The sequence below is a fragment of the Streptomyces sp. TLI_105 genome, assembly GCF_900105415.1.
Classification (GTDB): domain Bacteria; phylum Actinomycetota; class Actinomycetes; order Streptomycetales; family Streptomycetaceae; genus Streptomyces.
On sequence record NZ_FNSM01000001.1, the window covers coordinates 7,174,140 to 7,187,439 of the forward strand.

The following is a 13,300-nucleotide window of genomic DNA, read 5'->3' on the forward strand; positions in this document are numbered from 1 at the left end:
GGCCCCGACCAGTAGATGATCTAGGGTCGGGGCATGGGCACTCCTGACTTCATCCGCGAACTGCGCGAGACGGCCGGCCACCAACTGCTCTTCCTGCCGGGCGTCAGCGCCGTCGTCCTCGACGACCGGGGCCGCGTCCTGCTCGGCAAGCGGGCCGACAACGGCCTGTGGGCGGTCATCGGCGGCATCGTCGACCCGGGGGAGCAGCCCGCCGACTGCGCGGTGCGCGAGGTGTTCGAGGAGACCGCGGTGCGCTGTGTGCCCGAGCGGATCGTGCTCGTGGAGACCCTGCGCAAGCCCGTCGTCTACCCGAACGGCGACATCTGCCAGTACATGGACGTCTCGTTCCGCTGCCGGGCGATCGGGGGCGAGGCGAGGGTCAACGACGAGGAGTCGACCGAGGTCGGCTGGTTCGGGATGGACGAGCTGCCGGAGATGAAGCGCTTCTCGTACCTGCGGATCGAGAAGGCGCTCGCCGATGAACCCACATGGTTCCGCACCACAGAAACCAGCTGAACTATGGCACCGGCACACATCGGTGGGGGAGGGGTCCGTTCATAGGGTGCGGAGCATGAGCGCCCCCATCACCGTCTCCGGCACCGAGCCCGGTGCCGACGTCGCCTCGCCCCTGCCCCGCTCCGCGGGCCTCGCCCTCGACCTCACCGGCCGCACCGCGCTCGTCACCGGCGCGGCCGGCGGCATCGGGCGTGCCTGCGCGCTGCGGCTCGCCGCCGCCGGGGCCCGGGTCAGAGCCGTCGACCGGGCCGCCGAGGGCCTTCGGACCCTGGCCGAGGAGGCCGGCGCGCTCCCCGGCGACCTCGAACCGCGGCTCCTCGACCTGACCGACCTGGACGCCGCGGAGGCGGTGGCCGCCGGCACCGACATCCTCGTCAACAACGCCGGGATCCAGCTGGTCCGCCCCATCGAGGAGTTCCCGCCGGACGTCTTCCACACCGTGCTCACCGTGATGCTGGAGGCGCCCTTCCGGCTCATCCGGGGCGCGCTGCCCCACATGTACGGCCAGGGGTGGGGGAGGATCGTGAACCTCTCCTCCGTCCACGGACTGCGCGCGTCCGCCTTCAAGTCCGCCTACGTGGCCGCCAAACACGGTCTGGAGGGCCTCTCCAAGACCGCCGCCCTCGAAGGCGCCCCGCACGGGGTCACCTCCAACTGCGTCAACCCCGGCTACGTCCGCACCCCGCTCGTCGAACGGCAGATCGCCGACCAGGCCGCCGCCCACGGCATCCCGCCGGAGCGCGTCCTCGCCGAGGTCCTCCTCAAGGACTCGGCCCTCAAGCGGCTCATCGAACCGGAGGAGGTCGCCGAGGCCGTCCTCTACCTCTGCACCCCGCAGGCCTCCTTCATCACCGGCACCTCCCTCACCCTCGACGGCGGCTGGACCGCCCACTGAGGCGGTCCCCTGTGAAGCTCGTCCACAGGGGTGGTGCGACCACACGTACGGCAGGTATCCCTGTGTCCATGTCCCACGAACACGTCTCCTACCTGGAACTCCTCGCCCGGGGAGCAGGGACGGAGGCCTACGACCGGCCCGTGCTGCTCGCCCGTGCGAGCGGCGCGGGCCCCGAGGCGCTGGCCGAGCTCGAAGAGGCCAAGCAGCTCGCGCTGCGGGTCCGGGCCGAGCTGGAGGGGCGACGGCGCCGCGAGGCGGAGCTCTCCGCGCTCTTCGCCACCGCCCACGACCTCGCGGGACTCCGCGACCTGGACGCGGTGCTGCGCGCCATCGTGCAGCGCGCCCGCTCGCTCCTCGGTACCGAGGTCGCCTACCTCAGCCTCAACGACCCGACCGCCGGCGACACGTACATGCGGGTCACCGAGGGCTCGGTCTCCGCCCGCTTCCAGCAGCTGAGGCTGGGCATGGGCGAGGGCCTGGGCGGCCTGGTCGCCCAGACCGCCCGCCCGTACGTCACCGACGACTACTTCGACGACGCGCGCTTCCAGCACACCCGGACCATCGACACGGCCGTACGGGACGAGGGCCTCGTCGCCATCCTCGGCGTGCCGCTCAGCCTCGGCAGCCAGGTCATCGGCGTGCTGTTCGCCGCCGACCGCAGGGCCAGGGTCTTCGAGCGCGAACAGGTCGCGCTGCTCGGCTCCTTCGCCGCGCACGCCGCCGTCGCCATCGACACCGCCAACCTGCTCGCCGAGACCCGCTCGGCCCTCGCCGAGCTGGAGCGGGCCAACGACATCATCCGCGAGCACAGCGGCGTCATCGAGAGGGCCTCCGAGGTCCACGACCGGCTCTCCGAACTGGTCCTGCACGGCGGCGGCGTCCACGACGTCGCCGACGCCGTCTCCGAGGTCCTCGGTGGCACCGTCGAGTTCACCGAGGCGGGCGCCGGCTCCGCCCGCCGCGCCGGGGGCCACGCGGTCCGCGAGGGCGACGACTGGGTGGCCGCCGTGTCGGCCGGCGGCGAGACCCTGGGCGCCCTCGTGCTCCACGGCCAGCCCGACCTCGACCCCGTCGACCAGCGCACCCTGGAGCGCGCCGCCCTCGTCACCTCCCTGCTGCTGCTCGCCCGCCGCTCGGCCGGCGAGGCCGAGCAGCGGGTGCGCGGCGAGCTCCTCGACGACCTCCTCGACGCCCCCGACCGGGACCGCCGGCTGCTCCGCGAGCGCGCCGCCCGGCTCCGTACGGACAGCGAGGCACCGCACGTCGTGCTCGCCGCCCGCATCGACCGGGCCGCCGGGGACGCCTCCGAAACCGACGCCGGAGGCCGCGAGAGCGCCGACCGCCAGCGCCTGTGGTCGGCCGCCTCGCACCTGGCCGCCACCCGGCACGGGCTCGCCTCGGCCCGCGACGGCGGGACGGTCCTGCTGCTGCCGCTCGGCCCGGGGGAGAGCGCCGCCGACCTCGCCCGCCAGACCGCCCGGAGCCTCGGCGGCACCCTGCGCGAGCCGGTCACCGTCGGTGCCTCCGCGCCCGTACGGACGCTCCTCGACCGCCCGGACCAGGTCGCCGTCGCGTACCAGGAGGCCCGCCGCTGCCTGGACGCGCTCGTCCTGTTGCACCGCTCGGGACAGGGCGCGGCCGCCGAGGACCTCGGCTTCCTCGGCCTGCTCCTCGCCGACGGCCGGGACATCGACGGCTTCGTGGGCCGGACGATCGGTCAGGTCGTCGCGTACGACCGGCGGCGCGGCACCGAGCTGGTCCGCACCCTGGACGCCTACTTCGCCAGCGGCATGAGCCCGGCCCGCACCAAGGACGAACTCCACGTCCACGTCAACACGGTGGCCCAGCGCCTGGAGCGCGTCGGCCGGCTGCTCGGCCCCGACTGGCAGTCCCCGGCCCGCGCCCTGGAGATCCAGCTCGCCCTGCGCCTGCACGCCCTGTCGGACGCGGTCACGGGCAGGTGACGCACGGAGGCCCTGTGTCCCGCTCCTGTCGAGCGGGGCACAGGGCCTTCCGGGTCCTCCTGGGATCAGGCGTCGGCGCGGACCCGGGCGTCCTCGGGGCTGCGGTCGTCGATCTCGCCGAGGTCCCGGTCGCGGGTCTCGCGGGCGGCGGCGATCGCGACGACGGTGAGCAGCGCGGCGGCGATCACGTACAGGGCGATCGGGGTCGAGCTGCCGTAGTCGGCGAGGAGCGCGGTCGCGATGAGCGGCGCGGGGGCGCCGGCGGCCACGGAGGAGAACTGGGCGCCGATGGAGGCGCCGGAGTAGCGCATCCGGGTCGCGAACATCTCGGAGAAGAAGGCCGCCTGCGGCGCGTACATCGCACCGTGCAGGACCAGACCGACCGTGACGGCGAGCAGCAGGGAGCCGAAGCCGCCGTGGTCGATCAGCAGGAAGAAGGGGAACATCCAGGCGCCGACGCCGACCGCGCCGATCAGGTAGACCGGGCGGCGGCCGATCCGGTCGGAGAGCGCGCCCCAGGCGGGGATGACGGCGAAGTGGACGGCGGAGGCGACGAGGACGGCGTTCAGCGCGGTCTGCTTGCTCAGGCCGACCTGCGTGGTCGCGTACACGAGGATGAACGCGGTGATGACGTAGTACGAGATGTTCTCCGCCATGCGGGCGCCCATCGCGATCAGCACGTCCCGCCAGTGGTGCTTGAGGACCGCGACCAGCGGCATCTTCTCGACCTGCCCGGCGACCGCCTTGCGCTCCTCGGCGGCGGCGAGCGCCGCCTTGAAGACCGGCGACTCGTCGACCGAGAGCCGGATCCACAGGCCGACGACCACCAGGACGCCGGAGAGCAGGAAGGGAACGCGCCAGCCCCAGGAGGCGAAGGCGGCGTCCGAGAGCAGCGCGGTCAGCGCGGACAGCACACCGGTCGCGAGCAGCTGGCCGGCCGGCGCCCCGGTCTGCGGCCAGGAGGCCCAGAACCCGCGCCGCTTCGCGTCGCCGTGCTCGGACACGAGCAGGACGGCCCCGCCCCACTCACCGCCGAGCGCGAAGCCCTGCACGAGCCGCAGCGCCGTGAGCAGCACCGGAGCGGCGGACCCGACGGTCGCGTACGTCGGCAGCAGGCCGATCGCGAACGTCGCCCCGCCCATCATGAGCAGGCTCAGCACCAGCAGCTTCTTCCGCCCGAGCCGGTCCCCGTAGTGCCCGAAGACGAGCGCGCCGAGCGGCCGCGCGGCGAACCCGACCGCGTAGGTCAGGAACGACAGCAGCGTCCCGACCAGCGGATCGGACTCGGGGAAGAACAGCTTGTTGAACACCAGCGCGGCGGCCGACCCGTAGAGGAAGAAGTCGTACCACTCGATGGTCGTGCCGATGAGGCTGGCGGCGACGATGCGCTTGAGGGAACCGGGTGGTGTGGGGGAGGGAGTTGCGGCGGCCATGTGCACCACTTCCAGGCAGGTACGGGGACGTTTCGGTGTCGCCACACCGTAGGAAGACGCAGGTCAGGGGCGTATGTGGTGGGACACCATAGTTCGACGCCCTCACATGCGCCCAGCCGCCATGGCCCTCCTTCGTGGCCCCGCGGAGTCCTGCGGAGCGGCCGCATCAGCGCCTGTCCGTGTGGCACTGATGGGGGATGATATGAGGTCACCGTGCTGACTCCCGTGCTGGTTTCGTGCTGACTAAAACCCCATGTCAGCACCCGTGTTCACCTCTCCCGTGCTGACTTGGTGCCGACTACGGAGAGCGGAACCCGCACACATGGGACGGACCGGGCACGGTCGTCACAGCAGCGGTCGGCGTCATTCCACTACGGAATCATCGAAGCCCTCACCGAAGCAGGGCTCACGTGCTGGGCCGACAAGGCGTGCCAAGGCGCCGGCGGGCCCGTCCGAGTACCGTTTCGCGGTCGCCGCCTCAGGGGAGGGCAGCGCCGCCACCACACCATCCACGCCAAGATCCGCTGCCTGGGCGAGCGGGCCACGGCCACCCTGAAAGGCCGGCGCCTCCTGCGGAAGCCCCGCTGCGGCCCCCACCGCATCACCGACCTGGTGAAGGCCGTGCTCGTCCTTCACCACGCATCAGCGTGAGGTGGGAAAACGCTCACTCTCACGGCATACCTGACCGGACCGGTGAACGGCACGGTGGATCCCGACGGGCTCCCGCCGGACTTCCCCGGGAGCAATCCGACGGTCGAGCCGTGGATCCAGCTGATCCATGAGGCCGGCCCGTCCACAGGACGGGCCGGCCTTGGCTTTCCCGGCATGGGTGCGCTGGGCGGCCACCCTTCCGGCAGGTCGGCCGCCGGCACACGATTCGACCCCACCCGACTCCTCGCGGCCGAACTGGACGACCTGCTGAAGCACTGAGCTCCGCCCACCTGGGGTACGGCTCGCCAGGCTGCCGCATCCGCGTCAGGAGGGGAGCCACGTCCGCCAGGTGGCCTCGTTCTCCTTCACCCAGCGGCCCGCCGCTTCCTGTGGCGACAGTTTCTGCTCCGCGATCATCAGGGAGACGTCGTTCTGCATCGCGGTCGTCCACCGGAACTTCTTCAGGAAGGCGGCGGCGTCGCCTCCGCCCTCCGCGAAGCGGGCGTTGAGGAACTTCTGGAGCGGCGTGTGCGGATACGCGCAGGCCACCTTCTCCGGGTCGGAGTCGCAGCCCTCCTCGTAGGCGGGCAGCTTCACCTCCGTCATCGGCACCTTCTCGAACAGCCACTGGGGCTGGTACCAGTAGGTCAGGAACGGCTTCTTCTCCTTGGCGAACTGCCTGATCTGCGTGATCTGCGCCGCCTCCGAGCCCGCGAACACGACGTGGTAGTCGAGGTCCAGGTTGTTCACGAGCGCCTTGTCGTTCGTCACGTACGACGGGGAGCCGTCCAGCAGCTGGCCCTTGCCTCCGCTCTCCGCGGTGCGGAACTCCTCCGCGTACTTGTTCAGGTTCTTCCAGTCGGTGACGTCCGGGTGCTGCTCGGCGAAGTACGTCGGCACGAACCAGCCGATGTGGCCGGTCACACCGAGATCGCCGCCCCGCTCGATCGTCCCCTTGTCGTCGATGTACCGCTTCTCCTGCTCCGGGTGGCCCCAGTCCTCCAGGATGGCGTCCACCCGGCCCTGGCTGAGCGCGTCCCAGGCGGGCACCTCGTCGATCTGGACGGTGTCCACCCGGTAGCCGAGCTCGTGCTCCAGCAGGTACTGGGCGACGGCTACGTTGGCCTGCGCTCCCACCCACGACTGCACGGAGAGGGTCACCGTGCGGGAGCCCTTGGCGTCGGCGTACGGGGAGGCCTGCTGCGTCATGTCGGCGGCGCCGCAGCCGGTGAGGGCCGTCAGGCCGACGGCGGCCGCGAGTGCGGCGAAGCGTGTGCGAGCCATGTCAGGCCCCCTTTCCGGCGAGGTCGCGGCGTTCCGTGGGCTGGGTGACGCGGTCGAGCATCAGCCCGAGGCAGACGATCGCGGCACCGGCGACCAGACCGGTCGCGAGGTCGCCCTGGGCGAGGCCGAAGACCGCGTCGTAACCCAGTGCGCCGCCGCCCACGAGGCCGCCGATGACGACGACCGCGAGGACCAGCACCACGCCCTGGTTGACGGCGAGCAGCAGCGCGGGCCGGGCCAGCGGCAGCTGGACCTGGAGCAGTTGCTGCCGTCCGGTCGCGCCCAGCGAGCGCGAGGACTCCAGGGCGGCCGGGTCCACCGCGCGCACCCCCTGGGCCGTGATCCGTACCACCGCGGGCAGCGCGTAGACCACGGCGGCCGCGACCGCCGGGGCGCGGCCCACGCCGAACAGGGCGACCACGGGGATCAGGTACACGAACTGCGGCAGCGTCTGGAAGACGTCGAGCACCGGACGGAGCGCGCGGCCCAGCCGGGTGCTGCGGGCCGCGGCGACCCCGAGGGCGACTCCGAGCAGCAGCGTCACGGCCACGGCCGCCAGGACCTGGGACAGCGTGTCGAGCGCCGGGTCCCAGACGCCGAGCACGCCGATCACGCCCATCGCGAGGACGGCGGTGGCCGCGGTGCGCCAGGTGCCGATGAGCAGGGCGAGCGCGCCGACGGTCAGCAGCACCGCCCACCAGGGCAGCCACTGCAGTCCGTCGCGCAGGGGGTTGAGGACCCAGGTGGTGAACCGCCCCGCCCAGTCGGCGGTACCACCGACGACGGGCACGCCGGAGTAGAGGTGGTCGGTCATCCAGTCGACGGCCCCGTTGACGGGCTCGGCGACGTCCATCGTCCACGCGTCGGGCCAGGAGAGCCGGTCGGACAGGCGGCCCCCGAGGGCGACGGCGGCGGTCACCACGAGGGCGACGGCCCAGCCGAGTCCGGCACGGCGGACCGGAGCCGCACCGATCCGCTCTCCCGCCGCGGCGGTGACCCGGTCCAGGACGATGGCGAGCAGCACGATCGGCACACCGGCGGCAAGCGCGGCACCGACGTCGACGGAGGCCAGCGCCTGGTAGACGCGGTCGCCGAGGCCGCCCGCACCGATGACGGACGCGATCACGGCCATTCCCAGGGCCATCATGATCGACTGGTTGACGCCGAGCAGGAGTTCCTTGCGGGCCAGCGGCAGCCGGGCGGTCAGCAGCCGCTGCCTCCCGGTGGCACCGAGGGACGCGGCGGCCTCCATGACGCCGGCGTCCGCGCCGCGGAGCCCGAGCGCGGTGAGCCGGGCCATGGGCGGGGCGGCGTAGACGACGGTCGCGAGTACGGCCGCGGGCACGCCGATGCCGAAGACCAGGACGACGGGCAGCAGATACGCGAAGGCCGGCAGCGCCTGCATGGTGTCGAGCACCGGGCGCAGGATCCGGTGCATACGGTCCGACAGCCCGGCGGCGAGCCCGAGGAGACCACCGAGCAGCACGGACGCGGCAACGGCGACCACCATGAGGGCGAGCGTCTGCATGGTGGGCACCCACATGCCGAGCAGTCCGCACACGGCGAAGGCGGCGACGGAGGTCAGCGCGAGCCGTACGCCCGCGACGCGCCAGGCCACCAGGCCGGCGGCGGCGGTGACGCCGGCCCACCCGACGGCGAGCAGCAGCAGGTACACCGCGCGGACCGAGACGACCACGGTGTTGCTGACGTGGCCGAGGAAGTAGAGGAACAGCGGATGGCCGTCGCGGTTGTCGATGATCCAGTCGCTGGTGCGGTCGAGCGGCCCGGACACGTCGACGGCGAGCCGGGCCGGCCAGCCGCCGCCGCCCAGGAGCACCGCACCCAGGACGAGCGCGACGGCCGTGCCGGCGCCGATCAGCCGGCCGCGGTGCCGCACGAGCGCGCGCAGCGCGGCGGTCCTGGTGTCAACGGCTCCGGCGTTACCGGTTCCGGCCTTGCCGGCGGTCGTGCGGCCGGGAGGAGCAGGTGTGACGGTGACGGTCATCGGCCCCACCGCCCCGCGCCGCGCGTCCGCTCTCCTACGGCGTCGGCACCGGTCGTGCCGCACGGCGGCGGCCAGGTCGTATGGGAGTACATCAGGCCACCGCCTTCCCCGCCGCGGCCGGGGCCCCGGCGACGACACCGAGGAGTCCCGCGTGGTCGACCACGCCGAGGCACCGCCCGTCCTCGACGACCCGCGCGTTCTCACCCGTACGGGCAACGGCTTCGATGGCCTCGTGGACGGTGGCGCCGGGGGCGAGCGCGGGGCCGGTCTCTCGCTCGTCGGCGAGCGCGGGGCGCATCGCCGAGCGGACGGTCAGCACCTGCTCGCGCGGCACGTCCCGGACGAAGTCCCTGACGTAGTCGTCGGCGGGGGCGCCCACGATCTCCTCCGGTGTGCCGAGCTGTACGATCCGGCCGTCGCGCATCAGCGCGATGCGGTCGCCGAGCTTCAGTGCCTCGCTCAGGTCGTGCGTGATGAAGACCATCGTGCGTCCCTCCTCCCGGTGCAGACGGACGACCTCCTCCTGCATCTCACGGCGGATGAGGGGGTCCAGTGCGCTGAACGGCTCGTCGAACAGGAGGACTTCGGGGTCCACGGCGAGCGCGCGGGCCAGTCCGACCCGCTGTTGCTGGCCGCCGGACAACTGGCCCGGCCTGCGTTGCTCCATGCCGCCCAGGCCGACCTTGGCGACGAACTCCGCCGCCCGCTCGCGCCGTTCAGCGCGCCCCACGCCCTGGATCTCGAGCCCGTACGCGACGTTGTCGAGCACCGTCCGGTGCGGCAGCAGCCCGAAGTGCTGGAAGACCATCGCCGCCCGGTGCCGACGCAGCTCGCGGAGCCGGCCGGAGTCCATGGACAGCACGTCCTCGCCGTCGATGGAGATCGTTCCCGAGGTCGGCTCGATGAGCCGGGTCAGGCAGCGTACGAGCGTCGACTTGCCTGAGCCCGACAGGCCCATGACGACGAAGACCTCACCCTTGCGGACGTCGAAGGAGACGTCGCGGACGGCGGCGGTGCAGCCGGTGCGCTCGCGCAGTTCGGCGGCGCCGAGGGAGGCGAGTTCCTGGTCGGCGGGCACGCGCTCGGCCTTCGTGCCGAAGACCTTCCACAGGCCGCGTACGGAGAAGACGGGGTCCGCGGGGCTCTGCGACGGCGTCGTGGTGAGCGGCGGAGTGTGGGGGGTGTTCATCGGGTGGTGCCTCCCAGCAGGTCGGCGCATTTCTCGCCGACCATGAGCACGCCGATCATGGGGTTGACGGCGGTCATGGTCGGGAAGACGGACGCGTCGGCGATCCGGATGCCGTCGAGGCCCCGGATCCTCAGGTCGGGTGCGACGACGGCGAGTTCGTCGTCGACGGCGCCCATACGGCAGGTGCCGGCAGGGTGGTAGACGGTGTGCGCGACCTGCCGTGCATAGGCGCTGAGTTCCTCGTCCGAGGTGATCTCGGGCCCCGGGCACACCTCGCGCTTCAGCCATCCGGCCAGCGGTTCGCTCGCCGCGATCCGCCGGGCGATACGGATCCCGTCGACGAGGGTCCGGCCGTCGTAGTCGTCCTCGTCGGTGAAGTACCGGAAGTCGAGAGCGGGCTTGACCTCGGGGTCGGCGCTCGTCAGGTAGAGCCGGCCGCGGCTGCGCGGCTTGGGGATGTTCGGGGTCATCGACACGCCGTGCGCAGGCCGTTCGTAGCCCAGCCGCTCGGGATTGTCGGTGAAGGGGATCTGGTAGAAGTGGAACATCAGGTCCGGCCCCTCGGCCTCCGGGTCCCGGCGGACGAACAGCCCGGCGTCGGAGTCCATGGCGGAGTTCTCCGGGATCGCGCCGTGGGTCTCCCACACGATGACCGACTCGGGGTGGTCGAGCAGGTTCTCCCCGACGCCCGGCAGGTCGTGCACGACGGGTATGCCGAGCTTCTCCAGGTCGGCGCGCGGCCCGATGCCGGAGTGCAGCAGCAGGCGCGGGGTGTCCACGGCACCCGCGCACACCAGGATCTCGCGCCGGGCGCGTACGACGTGCTCCGCGCCCTCCTTCGTGCGGATGTGAACGCCGGTGGCGCGGGTGCCTTCGAGCTCCAGCCGGAACGCCCAGGTCTCCAGGGCGATGTGCAGGTTGGGCCGGTCCAGGAACGGGTGCAGATACGCGACGGAGGCGGACGACCGCTTGTTGTTCTCCGGGTGGTAGGCGAGGTCGAAGAAGCCGACGCCTTCGTGGAAGGGCTGCTTGTTGAAGCCCTCGACGCGCGGCACACCGAGCGCGGTCTGCGCGGCGTCGACGAAGTCCCGGGCGATCGCGTTCCGGTCGGCCTCGTCCACGGGGACGATGTTGTTGCGCAGCCGGGCGAAGTAGGGGTCCATGGCCGCCGCGTCCCACCCCTCGGCACCGGCCTCGGCCCACTCGTCCCAGTCGGAGGGAAGGGGCTTGAACGCGATGAGGGTGTTGTGCGAGGAACAGCCGCCCAGCACCCGGGCACGGCTGTGGCGGATGTACGAGTTGCCCCGGGGCTGCTCGGTGGTGGGGTAGTCGTAGTCCAGCTCGCCGCCGAGCAGCCCCATCCAGCGGCGCAGGGTGAGGACGTCGTCGCGGCCGACGTCACTGGGGCCGCCCTCGATGACGGCGACGGTGACGTCCGGGTTCTCGGTCAGCCGGGAGGCGATCACCGATCCCGCGGTGCCGCCGCCGACGACGACGTAGTCGTACACGTGCTGGTCGTTCATGCCTGGTCCTTCTGCGTCTCGCCCGCGAACCAGCGCACGGGGCGCGGGGCGAGGTTCTGGTAGATGTGCTTGGCCTCGCGGTATTCGGCGAGACCGCTGGGGCCCAGTTCGCGGCCGATGCCGGACTTTCCGAAGCCGCCCCATTCCGCCTGGGGCAGGTAGGGGTGGAAGTCGTTGATCCAGACGGTGCCGTGGCGCAGCCGGGCCGCCACCCGTCGGGCGCGGTCCTCGTCGGAGGTCCACACCGCTCCGGCGAGGCCGTACTCGGTGTCGTTGGCCAGGGCGACGGCCTCCTCTTCCGTACGGAAGGTCTCCACGGTGAGCACGGGACCGAAGACCTCTTCGCGGACGACCCGCATGCCGCGGTGGCACCGGTCCAGGACCGTGGGCCGGAAGAAGTAGCCGGGACCGGCCGGCTTCTCGCCGCCCGCCCGCAGGACCGCGCCCTCGCAGAGGGCGGAGGCCACGTACTCCTCGGTCCTCGTCAACTGGGCCGCGGAGACCAGCGGGCCGCACTCCACCCCCTGGTCCGTGCCGCGCCCCAGCCGGATGTGTTCGGCCCGACGGGCGAGTTCGGCGACGAAGCGCTCGCGCAGCGACTCCTCGACGATGAGACGGGAGCCGGCGGAGCAGACCTGGCCGCTGTGGATGAAGGCCGCGTTGAGTGCCTGGTCCACGGCCGTGTCGAACCCCTCGGGCGTCGCACAGGCGTCGGCGAACACGATGTTGGGGTTCTTGCCGCCCAGTTCGAGGGCGACCTTCTTCACGCTGTCGGCAGCGGCCTTGGCGACCTTCGTGCCGCTGACGAGACCGCCCGTGAAGGAGACGAGGTCGACGTCGGGGTGCTCGGCGAGCCGCGCGCCGACGGTGTCGCCGGGACCCGTGACGATGTTGGCCGCCCCGAGGGGCAGTCCGGCCTCCAGGAGCAGTTCGATCAGGGCGACGGTGCTCAGTGGGGTGATCTCGCTGGGCTTGATCACGAACGTGTTGCCTGCGGCGAGGGCGGGCGCGATCTTCCAGCTGGCCTGGAGCAGCGGGTAGTTCCACGGCGTGATCAGGGCGCAGACCCCGACCGGCTCGTGCACGACGACACTGCGGATCTCGTCCGAACCGGCGTCGACGACCCGCCCGCCGTCCTCGTTCGCCACGAGGTCGGCGAAGTAGAGGAAGGCGTCGCGGACGCAGTCGACGTCGACGCGGCCCTCTTCCAGCGTCTTGCCGGCGTCCTGGCTCTCCATGGCGCCGATCCGCTCGCGGTCGCGCTCCAGCAGGGCGGCGACACGCTTCAGGAGGGCGGCCCGCTCGGCGACCGGCGTACGAGGCCAGGAACCGTCGTCGAACGCGGCTCGTGCCGCGGCCACGGCGTCGTCCGTGTCCTGGACACCGCCCTCCGCCACGACCGCGAAGGCGGTCGCGTCGGCGGGATCGATGATCTCGCGCGTGGCGCCGGACAGGGCTGCGCGCCACTCTCCGCCCACATGGATGGTCTGTTGTACTGCAGTCACGTCGCGTCTGGCCTTCCGCTCTTTGAATCCCCCTGCCGGTTGCCCGGCGATCCGGCCGCCTGCCCTGACCTCCGAGATCCATGCGCAATGCCTTACGGAGAGTGATTCCCCTCACTTCCGAAAGTGGTGAGAAATAGGACATATGAAGCAGGCTGAGTGGGCGAGTCCCGGAGCACGCGCCGCCCTGGAGGCGTGCGAGGCCACCGGCCTCGACACGGGCGCCTGAGTCCGACCGGCCCCGGACGGCGGCCCGTCCGTAGCGGACTGGAAGACGGCGAATCACTGGTTCCGCGTCCAGAACGAGGACGTGACCCCGAGGTTCGTCGGCGACAAGA

10 protein-coding genes and 1 pseudogene are annotated in these 13,300 nt (G+C 72.1%); 5 read left to right on the forward strand and 6 right to left on the reverse strand.

Annotated features, from left to right (window positions below; translation table 11 throughout):
• Window positions 1–33 precede the first annotated feature (33 nt).
• The 3 genes from BLW86_RS32835 (at window position 34) to BLW86_RS32845 (ending at window position 3,375) form a co-directional block, all read left to right on the forward strand.
• Window positions 34–516 (forward strand): NUDIX hydrolase, encoded by a 483-nt coding sequence (locus BLW86_RS32835; protein ID WP_093877387.1) that lies wholly within the window; start codon window positions 34–36, stop codon window positions 514–516.
• A 55-nt stretch (window positions 517–571) separates the two neighbouring features.
• Complete coding sequence (locus tag BLW86_RS32840; RefSeq protein WP_256341492.1) at window positions 572–1,411, forward strand: 3-hydroxybutyrate dehydrogenase; 840 nt, start codon at window positions 572–574, stop codon at window positions 1,409–1,411.
• A 68-nt stretch (window positions 1,412–1,479) separates the two neighbouring features.
• Window positions 1,480–3,375, forward strand: a complete 1,896-nt coding sequence (locus BLW86_RS32845; RefSeq protein ID WP_093877388.1) for a helix-turn-helix domain-containing protein — start codon at window positions 1,480–1,482, stop codon at window positions 3,373–3,375.
• A 65-nt stretch (window positions 3,376–3,440) separates the two neighbouring features.
• Here the strand turns inward: BLW86_RS32845 and BLW86_RS32850 are convergent, their stop codons facing one another.
• Window positions 3,441–4,808 carry an MFS transporter gene (locus tag BLW86_RS32850; RefSeq protein WP_093877389.1) on the reverse strand — a complete coding sequence of 456 codons (1,368 nt, stop codon included), beginning with the start codon at window positions 4,806–4,808 and terminating at the stop codon, window positions 3,441–3,443.
• Between the two features lie 372 nt (window positions 4,809–5,180).
• On the opposite strand from BLW86_RS32850, the pseudogene BLW86_RS43415 reads away from it, so the two are divergent.
• Both BLW86_RS43415 and BLW86_RS32860 read left to right on the forward strand, forming a co-directional pair.
• Window positions 5,181–5,459 (forward strand): annotated as a pseudogene (locus tag BLW86_RS43415) (IS5/IS1182 family transposase); the annotation flags it as partial.
• 42 nt (window positions 5,460–5,501) lie between these two features.
• Window positions 5,502–5,738: a hypothetical protein gene (locus BLW86_RS32860; RefSeq protein WP_093877390.1), complete on the forward strand. Its 237-nt coding sequence runs from the start codon at window positions 5,502–5,504 to the stop codon at window positions 5,736–5,738.
• A gap of 45 nt (window positions 5,739–5,783) precedes the next feature.
• Here the strand turns inward: BLW86_RS32860 and BLW86_RS32865 are convergent, their stop codons facing one another.
• The 5 genes from BLW86_RS32865 to BLW86_RS32885 all read right to left on the reverse strand — a co-directional run bounded on the left by BLW86_RS32865 (window position 5,784) and on the right by BLW86_RS32885 (window position 12,965).
• Entirely contained in the window at window positions 5,784–6,743 is a 960-nt protein-coding gene (locus BLW86_RS32865) for an ABC transporter substrate-binding protein (RefSeq protein WP_093877391.1), read from the reverse strand.
• Between the two features lies 1 nt (window position 6,744).
• On the reverse strand, window positions 6,745–8,748 hold the full coding sequence (locus BLW86_RS32870; protein WP_093877392.1) for an ABC transporter permease subunit: 2,004 nt from the start codon (window positions 8,746–8,748) through the stop codon (window positions 6,745–6,747).
• A 91-nt stretch (window positions 8,749–8,839) separates the two neighbouring features.
• Complete coding sequence (locus tag BLW86_RS32875) at window positions 8,840–9,937, reverse strand: quaternary amine ABC transporter ATP-binding protein (RefSeq protein ID WP_093877393.1); 1,098 nt, start codon at window positions 9,935–9,937, stop codon at window positions 8,840–8,842.
• On the reverse strand, window positions 9,934–11,460 hold the full coding sequence (locus BLW86_RS32880) for a GMC family oxidoreductase (protein WP_093877394.1): 1,527 nt from the start codon (window positions 11,458–11,460) through the stop codon (window positions 9,934–9,936). Before BLW86_RS32880 ends, BLW86_RS32875 begins: the two co-directional genes overlap by 4 nt.
• Window positions 11,457–12,965, reverse strand: coding sequence for an aldehyde dehydrogenase family protein (locus tag BLW86_RS32885; protein WP_093877395.1), 1,509 nt, complete (start codon window positions 12,963–12,965; stop codon window positions 11,457–11,459). The genes BLW86_RS32880 and BLW86_RS32885 overlap by 4 nt, the downstream gene beginning before the upstream one ends.
• Between the last annotated feature and the right edge of the window lie 335 nt (window positions 12,966–13,300).

Coding starts and splice junctions, on each gene's coding strand:
- BLW86_RS32835 (WP_093877387.1), top strand. CDS start 34: ATGGGCACTCCTGACTTCATCCGCGAACTGCGCGAGACGGCCGGCCAC.
- BLW86_RS32840 (WP_256341492.1), top strand. CDS start 572: ATGAGCGCCCCCATCACCGTCTCCGGCACCGAGCCCGGTGCCGACGTC.
- BLW86_RS32845 (WP_093877388.1), top strand. CDS start 1,480: ATGTCCCACGAACACGTCTCCTACCTGGAACTCCTCGCCCGGGGAGCA.
- BLW86_RS32850 (WP_093877389.1), bottom strand. CDS start 4,808: ATGGCCGCCGCAACTCCCTCCCCCACACCACCCGGTTCCCTCAAGCGC.
- BLW86_RS32865 (WP_093877391.1), bottom strand. CDS start 6,743: ATGGCTCGCACACGCTTCGCCGCACTCGCGGCCGCCGTCGGCCTGACG.
- BLW86_RS32870 (WP_093877392.1), bottom strand. CDS start 8,748: ATGACCGTCACCGTCACACCTGCTCCTCCCGGCCGCACGACCGCCGGC.
- BLW86_RS32875 (WP_093877393.1), bottom strand. CDS start 9,937: ATGAACACCCCCCACACTCCGCCGCTCACCACGACGCCGTCGCAGAGC.
- BLW86_RS32880 (WP_093877394.1), bottom strand. CDS start 11,460: ATGAACGACCAGCACGTGTACGACTACGTCGTCGTCGGCGGCGGCACC.